Source organism: Ruegeria sp. N8 (assembly GCF_056531325.1).
Genome location: NZ_JBQFLQ010000002.1, coordinates 659,526 through 672,292, shown reverse-complemented (window position 1 = coordinate 672,292; position 12,767 = coordinate 659,526). Strand labels below are relative to the sequence as shown.

Here is a 12,767-nt window from a genome sequence, read left to right as displayed (position 1 = left end):
CAACGCCTTGAGACAGGTATGAGAGGCTCCAATCAACGGAGCCTCTTATGACCAAGATCACCCCGCAACCCGGCATTATGGACATCGCGCTGTATCAGGGCGGCCAGTCGCATGTGGCCGGGGTTTCGCATGTGATCAAGCTGAGTTCCAACGAAAACCCGTTTGGTCCCAGCCCCAAGGCGATCGAGGCTGTGCGCAACAGTGCCGCCAACCTGCATCGCTATCCCAGCACCGACCACGCGCCCCTGCGCGACGCAATCGGTGTACGGCACGGGCTGGACCCAGCGCGGATCATCTGTGGTGTCGGCAGCGATGAGGTGCTGCAATTCGTGGCGCAAGCCTATGCCGGGCCGGGGGATGAGGTCATCTATACCGAGCACGGCTTTTCCATGTACCCGATCATCGCGCGGATGGCGGGGGCAACGCCGGTGATGGTGCCTGAAAAGGACCGCCGCGTGGATGTTGACAACATCCTTGCCGCTGTAACGGATCAGACGCGGATCGTGTTTGTGACCAATCCGGGTAACCCGACCTCGACCATGATCCCCGAAAGTGAGCTTGTGCGCCTAGCCGAGGCTCTGCCCGACAGTTGCCTGATGGTGATCGACGGGGCCTATGCCGAGTTCGTCGATGATTTTGATGGTGGGGCATCCATCGTGGGTCGGTTCGACAACGTGATCATGACCCGGACGTTCTCGAAAGTGTACGGCCTGGGTGGGATGCGCGTGGGCTGGGGCTATGCCGTGCAGTCGATCATTGATGTGCTCAACCGAGTGCGTCAGCCGTTTAACTTATCACTGACCGCTTTGGCGGCGGCCGAAGCTGCGGTTAAGGACGAAGAGTTCTTGTCTCATTGTCAGGCCGAAAACACGCGCCTGCGGGTGTGGTTGTCCGACGAACTGGCCAAGATCGGGGTGCCTTCGGATGCGTCCTGTACCAATTTCATTCTCGCCCGGTTCACCGATCAGGCCGAGGCTGAGGCTTGCGACGACTATTTGAAAACCCAAGGTTTGATCGTGCGGCGTGTGGCGGGATACAACTTGCCAAATGCGCTGCGCATCACCGTGGGCGATGAAGACGCCTGCCGCCGGGTCGTTGCGGCAATCTCCGCATTCAAAGAGGGCGCAGCATGAGCCAGATCTACGACCGTGTTGCACTGATCGGGCTGGGGCTGATCGCCTCGTCCATGTTCTGGGCCATCAAACGCGCCGGGCTAGCGGGTGAAGTGACGGGATACGCGCGGTCCAAGGCGACGCGCGACACCGCGCGCAAGATCGGTCTTTGCGACCGGGTGTGCGATACCGCCCAAGATGCGGCAGAGGGCGCCGATCTTGTCGTTCTCTGTGTTCCGGTCGGCGCGATGGGTGCGGTGGCCGCAGATATCGCACCAATGCTGAAACCGGGCGCGACGGTGTCTGACGTGGGTTCGGTCAAACGTCATGTGATCGAGGCGGTGTCGCCACATATCCCCGAGGGCGTGCATTTCATCCCCGCGCACCCGCTGGCCGGGACGGAACACTCGGGCCCAGAATCCGGTTTTGCCGAATTGTTCGACAATCGTTGGAGTCTTTTGGTGCCGGTTGAAGGCACCGACCCCGCCGCCGTCGCGCGCTTGCGTGCGCTTTGGGAGGGGATGGGATCGAACGTTGATGAGATGGACGCCGACCACCACGATCTGGTGCTAGCCGTTACTTCCCACGCACCGCATCTGATCGCTTACACGATGGTCGGTGTGGCCGATGACCTGCGCCGGGTGACGGATAGCGAGGTTATCAAATATTCGGCTGCCGGGTTCCGGGATTTCACGCGGATCGCGGCCTCGGACCCGACCATGTGGCGCGACGTGTTTCTGACTAACAAGGACGCGACTTTGGAAATTCTTGGCCGGTTCACCGAGGAACTGTTCGCCTTACAGCGGGCCATCCGAACCGGAGATGGTGAACAGCTATTCGACTATTTCACACGCACCCGCGCGATCCGGCGTGGGATCATCGACGCAGGCCAGGATACGGATGCGCCGGATTTCGGCCGGGGGAAATCCTAACCATGAGGGTGATCCGGCGGAGCATTGCTTTTGCGCTTGTTGGGGCCTTGGCTTCAACAGCGCAGGCAGCGCCGGAACAGTCATTGATTCCCGTGGCGCGGCCATCGGTCGAGCAGGTTGTTGGCCCCACAAAGCTTCGCCCCGTGTTGCGTCCTGTTTCAGCACAGGTTCTGGCCGTCGCTGCGCGCCCGACAGCGCTGCCGTTCCTGGGGCCGGACACATCCCTGATGCCTTATCTGCGCCCGAAAGCTCTGGAACAGGAGGCGCTGTTCAAGAAACGCAAGCTGCGCAAGGGTTCGGTCTGCGGGGATATCGACATTCAAGGCAAACCGGTGGGGCAGGTTCCGGGCAAGATCAAGGCCTGCGGGATCCAGGACGCGGTGCAGATTACTTCGGTCGCCGGTGTCAAACTCAGCCGCCCGTCTACGATGGATTGCGGAACTGCCATTGCGCTGAACAAATGGGTCGATAAATCGGTCAAGCCAACCTTCAAACGCCGCGGTCCGGTGGTCGAATTACAAGTCGCCGCCCACTATGCCTGCAGAACACGAAACAATCAGAAAGGCGCGCGGATATCCGAGCATGGCAAGGGGCGCGCAATAGATATCTCGGGTTTTCGAATGGCGGACGGAGAGCTGGTGACGGTTCTAAACGGCTGGCGCAAGAACCCGTCGAAGAAACAACTGACCAAAATCTGGCGCGGCGCGTGCGGGCCGTTTGGTACGGTGTTGGGGCCAAACTCGGACCGCTATCACCGGGATCATTTCCATCTGGATACGGCACGCCACAGACGGGGTCCGTATTGCCGTTAACGTAGAATTAGCCGCGGGGCTGGGCCAAGGGGCAGGGGGCCGACCGCAACGAAGCCGTCTCGGAAATTCAACTGCAAATCCAACGCATTGGGGTTGCCGCCCAGTCCGGCCATGAAGTTCAGCGCGCGCGTCACCGGGTCCACGGCCTGATCAGGCAATGCGCCTGCCGCGTTGGCCATGGCGATCATATCTCGCCAGTTCTCGGCTTTTATGGCGATCTCTCCGGTGGGGATGCCTTGCGCGTCCACGTCCAGCTCTCCGGCAGCAAAAAGACGAAGGGCCCCCCATTTCATCTCGGCCAGCCGCAGATCAATTCTGGTGGGTTGCGGGCGACCCTGTTCCAGCGCGGACCGGTCCCATGGCTTGTCGAACACGGTCGTCATGTCCAGTTCGAGCGTCTCAAAGGATTGCGGCAGAGTGGTGGCCGAGCGCATGAGCTCGCGCAAGTCGTCACCGGGGGTGAAACCGTCAATCCGGGCGCTGATGGCATAGGTCTCAGGGCTTGCTGTCTGCGCCATGATCAGCTGCAGCGTCTCGCCCGCCGCTTGCGCTTCTCCGTCGTCAGCGATTGACCACGACCCGGAAGTCAGCGCCATCTTCTCAAGCACCAGCGCAATACCGGGTTGCAGTTGCAACTCTGCCACCAAATCCGCCGCCGTGATGGTCGAGGTTTGGTCGAAATACGATAACCGCTGCGGCGTGTCGGCAAATCGCAGCATTTGCTGGCCGGGCCAGATGGCGGGGCTTTGGAATTCGATCCAATCCGCGCTCCAGGCGGTGCCGTTGACCGGATCGGCCAGCGCGGGATTGTCCAGACGGGTGACATGGTTGAACGGATACCCTGCGGTGGCGACCTGCGAATACTCAGCCTGCCAACCCCGGTCCTGTTGTCCGTCGAACCACGCAGTGATGGCATTGCGCAAGCCAAAACCGGCGACAAACCAATATGCGCTCCAGATCACAGTTATGACAATGACTAGCCGTATCAGCCCGCGCATGGCAGTTCGCCCTTTTTCCCGCACCTGAATTGATGTTTATAGGCGCAAACGGGCAAGGACCAGAGCTATGACGATGTGGGTATTCGGATATGGATCGCTGTTGTGGAATCCGGGGTTTCCCGTGGCCCGCAGCACGCGTGCAACATTGCACGGTTATGCCCGATCCTTCTGCATGAGCTCGATCCACCATCGCGGGACCGAGGATCATCCCGGCCTTGTGCTGGCTTTGGACGAACAGGACAGCGCCCAATGCAAGGGTCTGGCCCTGTCGGTCGAGCCCGGTCACGAAGACCGCACCCTTCACGAGTTGCGCGAGCGTGAGCTCATTTCGTCAGCCTATGTTGAGAAGATGCTGGACGTGCATCTGGAAAGCGGCGAAACGGTCGAGGCTGTCACCTATGTAATCGAAAAAGACCACGTGCAATATTGCGGTGGAATGCCGCTTGAGGAACAGGCTCAGATCATCGCCCACGCCGTGGGTGGGCGCGGGCCGAACACCGAATACCTCTATAACACCGCCGAACATCTGGCCGAGATTGGCCTGCGCGACCCTGATCTTGAGTGGTTGGCGCAACGGGTGCGTAGCATTACCGCATAAACCCTTGGCGTCACCGGCGGATTTTCGCTAGATTCACTGTCAGAGCAGGTAAGAACCGGGAACCACGCGCATGGCGCAGGCACATCAGGGCGCGAGACCGCATTTCTCGCAACCCATTCGTCAGATCGTAACGATGCTGATCGCTATAGGTCTGGCGGGGGCGGGCGTGTTTATGGCGCTGCCCTATGTCTTGCCGGTCTTCTATGCCAACCCGTATCTCAATGGGTTTATCCTGCTCGTCTTTGCGATCGGTGTTCTGGCCTGTTTTCTTCAGGTGACACAGTTAATCGGCTCGGTCCGCTGGATCGAAGCTTTTGTCGGTGGCGTCGTCCGCGAAGATGCGCGCACCCCGCAATTGCTGGCGCCGCTGGCCTCGTTGCTGCGTGAACGTGGCGCGCGGTCTCAGATCAGTTCCAGTTCAACCAGGTCCATTCTGGACTCGGTGGCCGAGCGGATCGAGGAAGAGCGTGAGATCACGCGATATATCACCAACGTCCTGATTTACTTAGGCCTTCTGGGTACATTCTTCGGCCTCGCCACCACGGTCCCGGCCATTGTCGACACGATCCGCAGCCTCAACCCGCAAGAGGGCGAAGAGGGGCTGGCCGTGTTCAATCGCTTGATGGTTGGGCTTGAGGCGCAGTTGCAGGGCATGGGCGTGGCCTTTGGGTCCTCGTTGCTGGGTCTGGCCGGGTCGTTGATAGTCGGCTTGCTGGAGCTGTTTGCGGGCCATGGTCAGAACCGGTTCTACCGCGAGATGGAGGAATGGCTGTCCTCGATCACACGGGTCGGCTTTGCGCTGGGTGATGAAGGCAGCAGCGCAGAACTGGCCGTACTGTCCCCGGTGTTGGATACGATGTCAGAACAGATGGACGCCTTGCAGGACCTGTTCTCGGCACAGGAGGGGGATCGGGCCGAGCTGTCCGCCAAGCTGGGTCAGTTGGTGGACGTGATCACCGATATGAACCTGCGCCAATCCGACAACGAAGGCGTCACCGCCGCGCTGGAACGCGTGGCGCTGGGACAGGATGCCCTGCTGGATCACATGCGCGAACAGGGCACCGGCGACGGGATCGACGCCGAAAGCCGGATGCGCCTGCGGTCGATGGATGTGCAATTGCTGCGCATCCTCGAAGAAATCTCGGCCGGTCGCCAGGAAAGCATGAGCGAGATGCGCAAGGATATCGAGCTGCTGGTCAAGGCCCTGACATTGCCGCGCGGTGCTGTACGCACGACGCCGGGCGGAGAATAAAAGATGGCCCTGTCCCGTCGCACAGGTCAACGGTTTCAGGGCTCGGTCTGGCCCGGCTTCGTGGATGCGATCACAGGGCTTTTGATGGTATTGACCTTCGTTTTGACGATCTTCATGGTGGTTCAGTTCGTCCTGCGGGAAACGATTTCGGGGCAGGAAGACGAGCTGACAGCGCTGTCTGACGAAGTTGCCGCGTTGGCCGGCGCGCTGGGGTTGGAAGAACGCGAAAACAGCCGACTTGAAGCTCGGCTTGGGGCGCTGAACGCGACATTGTCTGAAACCGAAGATGAGTTGGCTCAGGCCGAAGATAGCCTTTCGGAGGCGCAATCGCGGATCACGGGTTTTGAGGCGCAGGTTGCGGCATTGCTGGCCGATCAGGATCGCGCGCAAGATGTCATAGCCTCGCTTGAAGCGGAACGGCAGGGGTTACAGGACCGACAGGAACAGTTGCTATCGGATCAGGATGCGTTGAATCTTGCGCTGGCCCAAAGTCGCGCCGAGATTGATGCACAGGCCGAGGCCGCCCGGTTGGCTGCGGCCCGCCGCGAAGCTCTGGAGGCTCTGGTTGCCGATCTGGAACAGAGCGAAACTGCCCAGGCGGCGCTGATCACGGAACTTGAAGATCAACTTAGCGCTGAAGAGGCCGCGCGACTGGCTGAGGCGGCGGCGGCTGAAAACCTGCGCGACCGATTGCAGAACGCCGATGCCGAACTGACTGCGATGACACTGGCGTTGGAAGCGCAGCGCAAAGAGGCCGAGGAAACGCTGACCCTTTTGGCTGCCGCCCAAGCCGCTCGTGCCGAGCTTGAGCGTCAATTTGGAGAGCTGAATACCGAAGAGCTTGAGGCGCAGTTGCAGGCTGCCCTTGCCGCACAAACTCAGGCGCAGACGGATGCACAGGAACAACGCACATTGGCCGAGGAGCGCGCTGCCCTGCTGGCCGTGGCCCGCGAAGCGATTTCGACTGAAAAAGAAGTATCTGAGCAGGCGCAGCGTCAAACCGCTTTGTTGAACCAGCAACTCGCTGCGCTGCGTCAACAATTGGGCGGGTTGCAGGCGCTGCTGGACGATTATGAAGAACGCAACGCCGCCGCCGATATCCGCATCCAAACTCTGGGGCAGGATCTTAACGCGGCTTTGGCCCGCGCGGCCTCGGAAGAACGTCGCCGCCGTCTGCTGGAAGAGGCCGAACGCGCCCGTCTGGAAGCTGAAGCCGAAGCTCTGTCAGGCCAGAATGAGGAACTGGCCGCGCAGGCCGAGGATTTGCAGCGCTATCGTTCTGAATTCTTCGGCAGATTGCGCGATGTTCTGGGGGATCAAGACGGGGTGCGGATCGAAGGGGATCGGTTCGTCTTTTCGTCCGAGGTTCTGTTTGACACCGGCTCGGCCGTGCTGTCGCCCGAAGGCCAACTCGAGGTCGCCAAAGTGGCCAACATCCTACGCAGCGTGGCCGCTGAAATCCCCGAAGGGCTGAACTGGGTCATTCGTGTCGACGGCCACACGGACAATGTCCCCCTCGCGGGGTCGGGGCGCTATCGCGACAACTGGGAACTGAGCCAGGGTCGCGCCCTGTCGGTGGTTCTGTATATGGTTGAGGCGCTGGGTATTCCGCCCAGCCGGCTTGCGGCAAACGGCTTTGGAGAGTTCCAGCCCGTCAATCCGGCCGACACACCCGAAGCACGGGCCCAGAACCGGCGCATCGAGCTGAAGCTGACGGAACGATAACTAGCGCTTTGCCTTGTGCTCAGCGACGCCCAAAGCGAAAGCTGTCGTCTGGCGTACCAGTGAAACACCGTGGGATGACCGGGTAGTTTTCAGTTAGGAAATAGGCGTATGTTCCAGACGGATATTCGGGTGAGACCGTGAAGCCTCCGTTGCATTCGTCCAGATTTCCGGTTCCTGCGCGGTAAACATAGTCCTCATTGAAGGTGCCATCAAAGTTTCCGTCTGGTGCGCTGCCTCCGGGTCGATTGCCGTTCTTCAGTTGGTAGGATGAGGACATTTGCGTCACGTTCCCATCCTCAATACCAGTCATCGCATAGATCGGGAAACCATCTGCGGCATATCCGACCAGAGGCGAATGTCGGGTCGGCGTGTATTCCAATAGTTCGATCAAGCCGGTCGGGATACCGTGATAGTGGTACTTTCCTCCGGGGAGAACATGGGCGTGGTTTTCATCAAGACCCAGCGAAATTGCACCGCCAGGTGCGTTGTAAGACCAACCCGATCTTGGATCTCCATTCCAGTATTCTGCCGCCAGCGGATCAAACACCACACCGTCTACCGACACGCCGAAATTCCAACCCAGCTCCAGAGGCTTAGGCATGCGACTTGGTTTTGGGCGCGCGGGTACGCTGAGATTGACTCGTTGCTCGGAAAGGCCGTGCGGGTTGCCTCGGTTTGGAAAGCGACCGACCAGATGGTCCGGTATTCCATTTGCGGAAACGCTTACGCGATTTTTGGCTTCGGTGAATTCAACGTAACTGACCCCCGGATCAATCGTGGCCGGTTGCAGAATTAGTGGCCGCGTAGTCGTTTCATCTTGATAGCGAAACCTGTGTTGTGCGGTCGTTATTGTGGCGATCACAGCAAAGGTTAAGGAAGAGCCCCAAAGGACGGCGGGTTTAAGCATTCGACTCTCCAATTCGCTTCAACGGTGATTGTGAAACGTGCGCGAGAAGTCGTTCCGTCGAAAAACGCGCCAACGGGCGCGCAATCGTCTGGCGTTGATGCAAAATCGCCCGGATGCAGGTGCAACCGGGCGATCAATGTTTCTAAACGCTTGTGCAATCAGTCTGCTGTTAGCAGCGGCGGCTTGTCGCCCGGAATGCGGGGCTGATCGGGGCCCAGAATTTCCAGGTTCAGATCGCCTTTCTTAACCGAAACGCGAACCACACCACCCTTGGCCAACTTACCGAACAATAGCTCTTCAGCCAGAGGCTTCTTGATGTGTTCCTGGATCACCCGGCCCAGAGGGCGTGCGCCCATCTTGTCGTCATACCCTTTGTCCGCCAGCCATTCGGCGGCCTTGGGTGTCAGGTCAAAGGTCACATTGCGGTCCATCAACTGTGCTTCCAGTTGCAGGACGAATTTCTCGACCACTTGCAGGATGACCTCTTTCGGCAGCGGTGCGAAGGAAATCACCGCGTCCAGACGGTTGCGGAATTCCGGCGTAAAGGTCCGCTCAATCGCAGCCGTATCTTCACCTTCGCGGCGATCACGGCCAAAGCCGATCGCGGCCTTGGCCTGTTCCTGTGCACCCGCGTTCGAAGTCATGATCAGCACCACGTTGCGGAAATTCACCGTGCGACCGTTGTGATCGGTCAGCTCACCATGGTCCATCACCTGCAACAGGATGTTAAACACATCCGGGTGCGCCTTCTCGATCTCGTCCAGTAGCAATACGCAATGGGGATGCTGGTCAACGCCGTCGGTCAACAGACCACCCTGATCGAACCCAACATAACCCGGAGGCGCACCGATCAGGCGAGAGACCGCGTGCTTCTCCATGTATTCCGACATGTCAAAGCGCAGCAGTTCAACACCCAGCGTATCGGCCAGCTGTTTCGCCACTTCGGTTTTGCCCACACCGGTCGGACCTGCGAACAGGTAATTGCCGATGGGCTTTTCAGGCTCACGCAGGCCAGCCCGCGCCAGTTTGATCGCGCTGGAAAGCGCGACAATGGCGTCGTCCTGACCGAAAACCACCCGTTTTAGCGAGGTCTCAAGGTCTTTCAGAACCTCGGCATCGTCCTTGGTGACGTTCTTGGGCGGGATGCGGGCGATCTTGGCAACCACGGCCTCGATCTCTTTCACGCCAATGGTTTTTCGGCGCTTGCTTTCCGCGACCAGATGCTGAGCTGCACCGGCTTCGTCAATCACGTCGATGGCCTTGTCAGGCAGCTTGCGGTCATTGATATAGCGTGCCGACAGTTCCACCGCCGTTTTGATCGCGTCCGCAGTATATTTGATCGCGTGATGTTCTTCGAAATAAGGTTTGAGGCCGCGCAGGATTTTCACGCTGTCTTCCACCGAAGGCTCATTCACATCAATTTTCTGGAACCTGCGGCTGAGCGCGCGGTCTTTTTCGAAGTGCTGACGGAACTCCTTGTATGTGGTCGAACCCATGGTGCGCAGCTTGCCACCCTGCAGTGCAGGTTTCAGCAAGTTCGACGCATCCATCGCGCCTCCCGATGTGGCGCCTGCGCCGATGACCGTGTGAATTTCGTCAATGAACAGCACCGCATCGGGATGCTCTTCCAACTCGGTCACAACCGCCTTCAGCCGTTCCTCGAAATCACCGCGATAGCGCGTACCGGCCAGCAGCGCGCCCATATCCAGCGAATAAATCGTTGTCTCGGACAGCACATCGGGGGCTTCGCCCGCGACGATTTTGTGCGCAAGACCTTCGGCAATAGCCGTTTTGCCCACGCCCGGATCGCCAACCAGCAACGGATTGTTTTTGCGGCGGCGGCAGAGCACCTGGATACAGCGTTCAACCTCGTCCGAGCGCCCAATCAGCGGATCAACGTCACCCGCGCGGGATTTGGTGTTCAGATCGACACAGTACTTTCCAAGAGCGCTTTCTTTTTGCTCGCCTTCGCCCGTGCCAGACTGCGGTTCCTCTTCAACCTGATCCGCGCCCGAAACTGAGCGGTTTTCGCCGTAAGCAGGGTCTTTAGCGACGCCGTGAGCGATGAAATTCACCGCGTCATAGCGTGTCATGTCCTGTTCCTGCAGGAAATAGGCTGCGTTGCTTTCACGTTCCGCGAAGATGGCGACCAGAACATTGGCGCCCGTCACCTCAGTCCGGCCAGAGCTTTGCACGTGGATCGCGGCGCGCTGGATCACGCGCTGGAAAGCGGCTGTTGGCACGGCTTCTGACCCGTCAATGTCGGTGACGAGGTTGGATAAATCTTCGTCAATGAATTCGACCAGAGTGCTACGCAAGTCCTCAAGATCAACGCTGCAGGCTTTCATGACGCGGATCGCATCCGGTTCTTCCAGCAGCGCCAAAAGCAGATGCTCCAGCGTGGCGAATTCGTGTCGCCGTTCGTTCGCTGCCGCAAGGGCCGCGTGAATGGCTTGTTCTAAAGTGCTCGAGAATGAAGGCACGCGGGTGCTCCTCTGTCTTGGGTCGGAAGGGGCGCGGGCTTTCGGCCGGATCCCCATCCCAACCATGTCCTCATACTATTAGAGTTTGGTTGATCATGGCCCGGCTTCAAGGGTTTTCTTTCACTTGACAGTCACATTTATTGTGACCGTGGCTGTGAAGTTGGGGAAATAGGCATCAAAAGCGGTCTTTTCTAGCCCGGATTTCCGCAAATACAGCCGCCGGATCCGCGCCCGCCATGCCCAGATGCGCTTGAATCGCCGGATCTGCGGCGCGCAGGAAAGGATTTGTTGCGTTTTCCAATGCCAATGTCGAGGGCACCGTTGGTTCATTCGCTGCCCGCGCGCGGTCGATATCGGCAGCGCGGTCTTGCAGCGCAGCATTGTCCGGATCGACCGTCAGGGCAAACTTGGCGTTCGATTGTGTATATTCGTGACCTGAACACACTATAGTATCGTCGGGCAGGGCGGCCAATTTCGACAGGGAGGCCCACATTTGAGGCGCTGTGCCTTCGAACAGACGCCCGCAGCCGAGGGCCATCAGGCTGTCTGCGGTAAAAACGGCAGCACTTTGGGGCATGTAAAACGCGATATGTCCGACCGTATGGCCTGAGACATCCAACACCTGAACTTGCTCTCCGCCCAGTTCAAACGTATCGCCATCGCTGACTTGTTGATCCAATGGTGGCAAGCGGTGCGCGTCGGCAGCGGCCCCGATCACTTTGGCGGTGTGCTTTTCCAGAATGGCCGGCAAGCCGTCCACATGGTCATAGTGGTGATGAGTCAACAACACGTGGCTGAGCGTCCAGCCGCGCCGGTCCAGCTCGGCCAGAATGGGTCCTGCTTCGGGCGCGTCGATCAAAGCGGTGTTGCCGCTTGCGGCGTCATGCGCCAGAAAAGCGTAGTTATCGCTGAGACATGGAATGGTGACGATTTCAAGAGGCATGGCCTTTTGCCCTTTCGTTGCTAGACTGCGCCGAAGCTAAGCCGATTGACCGGGTGTCCGCAATGCATCTTGATGTGCAGGATCTGAGGAATTTCTACTACCGCAGCACATTGGGGCGTGCGGCGCAGGCGGCGATCCGGGGCCGGTTGATCGAACAATGGCCCGAAGCCAAAGGCCAGACAGTCGCCGGGTTTGGCTTTGCCGTACCCTTGCTGCGCCCTTACCTGGCAGATGCCCGGCGGGTGATTGGGCTGATGCCTGGGCCGCAAGGCGTTATGCCGTGGCCCGCGGGGATGCCCAATGTCTCGGTCCTGACGGAAGAGACGATGTGGCCGATAGAGACCGGGCACGTGGACAAGCTGGTGGTGATGCACGGGCTTGAGACCTCGCAGCGGCCAAGCGAACTGTTAAATGAATGCTGGCGGGTTCTGGGCCCCGGTGGGCGCGCGTTCTTTATTGTGCCCAACCGCGCGGGATTGTGGTCACGGACGGATCGGACGCCGTTTGGCTTTGGACGTCCGTATTCAGCATCGCAGCTAGAAAACCAGCTTCGGGCGCATCATTTTGAACCGGAAAGCCATTGCTCGGCATTGTATTTGCCTCCCTCGTTCCGGCGGTTCTGGCTCAAGTCGGGCAATCTGATCGAAAAGACGGGCCAGCGGATACCCACCGTCATGGCTGGAGGCGTTCTGATGGTCGAAGCAACAAAGCATATTCGACCCCCAAGCGGCAGCGTCACCAAGGATCCTGTCCGTCGTCCGATCAAGGCACTAGACGGTCTGTTGAAGCCCGCCTAACTCTTGCCTGCTTTTTTACGCCACGTCAAAGCGGGAAAACGCGGCAAAAACGCCTCAGGAATCGCAAAAACCTACACTTTCGTAACATTTTTCGCCCCTTGCAGCCGGACAAAAGGGTCGCACCCTGTGTAACTATTTGAAATCAAACACTTTGTGGATAAAGTCACCCCCGTGATAATATGTTGCTAGCTGGGTTCGGCTCTGCTAC

Annotated in this window: 11 protein-coding genes; 7 read left to right on the top strand and 4 right to left on the bottom strand. The window is 59.2% G+C overall.

Translation table 11 applies throughout. The features are described from left to right. The first annotated feature begins 47 nt into the window (after positions 1-47). The 3 genes from hisC to ACR0C5_RS07445 are packed head-to-tail and all read left to right on the top strand — an operon-like array spanning position 48 to position 2,856. Positions 48-1,133, top strand: coding sequence for a histidinol-phosphate transaminase (gene hisC / locus ACR0C5_RS07455; protein ID WP_480875654.1), 1,086 nt, complete (start codon positions 48-50; stop codon positions 1,131-1,133). After that, a complete protein-coding gene (locus ACR0C5_RS07450) occupies positions 1,130-2,044 on the top strand; it encodes a prephenate/arogenate dehydrogenase family protein (protein WP_170768986.1) in 915 nt (304 codons plus the stop codon). The genes hisC and ACR0C5_RS07450 overlap by 4 nt, the downstream gene beginning before the upstream one ends. Before the next feature lie 2 nt (positions 2,045-2,046). Beyond that, positions 2,047-2,856, top strand: coding sequence for an extensin-like domain-containing protein (locus tag ACR0C5_RS07445; RefSeq protein ID WP_480875652.1), 810 nt, complete (start codon positions 2,047-2,049; stop codon positions 2,854-2,856). On the opposite strand, the gene ACR0C5_RS07440 is transcribed toward ACR0C5_RS07445, so the two are convergent. Continuing rightward, a complete protein-coding gene (locus tag ACR0C5_RS07440; RefSeq protein WP_480875649.1) occupies positions 2,853-3,854 on the bottom strand; it encodes a DUF2125 domain-containing protein in 1,002 nt (333 codons plus the stop codon). The genes ACR0C5_RS07445 and ACR0C5_RS07440 overlap by 4 nt on opposite strands. Positions 3,855-3,921: 67 nt before the next feature. On the opposite strand from ACR0C5_RS07440, the gene ACR0C5_RS07435 reads away from it, so the two are divergent. The 3 genes from ACR0C5_RS07435 to ACR0C5_RS07425 all read left to right on the top strand — a co-directional run bounded on the left by ACR0C5_RS07435 (position 3,922) and on the right by ACR0C5_RS07425 (position 7,429). Beyond that, a complete protein-coding gene (locus ACR0C5_RS07435) occupies positions 3,922-4,452 on the top strand; it encodes a gamma-glutamylcyclotransferase (RefSeq protein ID WP_480875646.1) in 531 nt (176 codons plus the stop codon). A 70-nt stretch (positions 4,453-4,522) separates the two neighbouring features. Then, a complete protein-coding gene (locus ACR0C5_RS07430) occupies positions 4,523-5,704 on the top strand; it encodes a biopolymer transporter ExbB (RefSeq protein ID WP_170768990.1) in 1,182 nt (393 codons plus the stop codon). A gap of 3 nt (positions 5,705-5,707) precedes the next feature. After that, positions 5,708-7,429 carry a peptidoglycan -binding protein gene (locus ACR0C5_RS07425; RefSeq protein WP_480875642.1) on the top strand — a complete coding sequence of 574 codons (1,722 nt, stop codon included), beginning with the start codon at positions 5,708-5,710 and terminating at the stop codon, positions 7,427-7,429. 19 nt (positions 7,430-7,448) lie between these two features. Here ACR0C5_RS07425 and ACR0C5_RS07420 read toward each other — a convergent pair whose 3' ends face one another. The 3 genes from ACR0C5_RS07420 to gloB form a co-directional block, all read right to left on the bottom strand. Next, positions 7,449-8,336 carry a YHYH protein gene (locus tag ACR0C5_RS07420; RefSeq protein WP_480875640.1) on the bottom strand — a complete coding sequence of 296 codons (888 nt, stop codon included), beginning with the start codon at positions 8,334-8,336 and terminating at the stop codon, positions 7,449-7,451. 158 nt (positions 8,337-8,494) lie between these two features. After that, entirely contained in the window at positions 8,495-10,819 is a 2,325-nt protein-coding gene (gene clpA, locus ACR0C5_RS07415) for an ATP-dependent Clp protease ATP-binding subunit ClpA (protein WP_170783775.1), read from the bottom strand. A 175-nt stretch (positions 10,820-10,994) separates the two neighbouring features. Continuing rightward, positions 10,995-11,762: a hydroxyacylglutathione hydrolase gene (gene gloB, locus ACR0C5_RS07410; RefSeq protein ID WP_170768994.1), complete on the bottom strand. Its 768-nt coding sequence runs from the start codon at positions 11,760-11,762 to the stop codon at positions 10,995-10,997. 62 nt (positions 11,763-11,824) lie between these two features. On the opposite strand from gloB, the gene ACR0C5_RS07405 reads away from it, so the two are divergent. Next, positions 11,825-12,559 carry a class I SAM-dependent methyltransferase gene (locus ACR0C5_RS07405; protein WP_170768995.1) on the top strand — a complete coding sequence of 245 codons (735 nt, stop codon included), beginning with the start codon at positions 11,825-11,827 and terminating at the stop codon, positions 12,557-12,559. Positions 12,560-12,767: the final 208 nt, after the last annotated feature.

Coding starts and splice junctions, on each gene's coding strand:
- hisC (WP_480875654.1), top strand. CDS start 48: ATGACCAAGATCACCCCGCAACCCGGCATTATGGACATCGCGCTGTAT.
- ACR0C5_RS07425 (WP_480875642.1), top strand. CDS start 5,708: ATGGCCCTGTCCCGTCGCACAGGTCAACGGTTTCAGGGCTCGGTCTGG.
- gloB (WP_170768994.1), bottom strand. CDS start 11,762: ATGCCTCTTGAAATCGTCACCATTCCATGTCTCAGCGATAACTACGCT.
- ACR0C5_RS07450 (WP_170768986.1), top strand. CDS start 1,130: ATGAGCCAGATCTACGACCGTGTTGCACTGATCGGGCTGGGGCTGATC.
- ACR0C5_RS07440 (WP_480875649.1), bottom strand. CDS start 3,854: ATGCGCGGGCTGATACGGCTAGTCATTGTCATAACTGTGATCTGGAGC.
- ACR0C5_RS07435 (WP_480875646.1), top strand. CDS start 3,922: ATGACGATGTGGGTATTCGGATATGGATCGCTGTTGTGGAATCCGGGG.
- ACR0C5_RS07405 (WP_170768995.1), top strand. CDS start 11,825: ATGCATCTTGATGTGCAGGATCTGAGGAATTTCTACTACCGCAGCACA.
- ACR0C5_RS07420 (WP_480875640.1), bottom strand. CDS start 8,336: ATGCTTAAACCCGCCGTCCTTTGGGGCTCTTCCTTAACCTTTGCTGTG.
- ACR0C5_RS07445 (WP_480875652.1), top strand. CDS start 2,047: ATGAGGGTGATCCGGCGGAGCATTGCTTTTGCGCTTGTTGGGGCCTTG.
- ACR0C5_RS07430 (WP_170768990.1), top strand. CDS start 4,523: ATGGCGCAGGCACATCAGGGCGCGAGACCGCATTTCTCGCAACCCATT.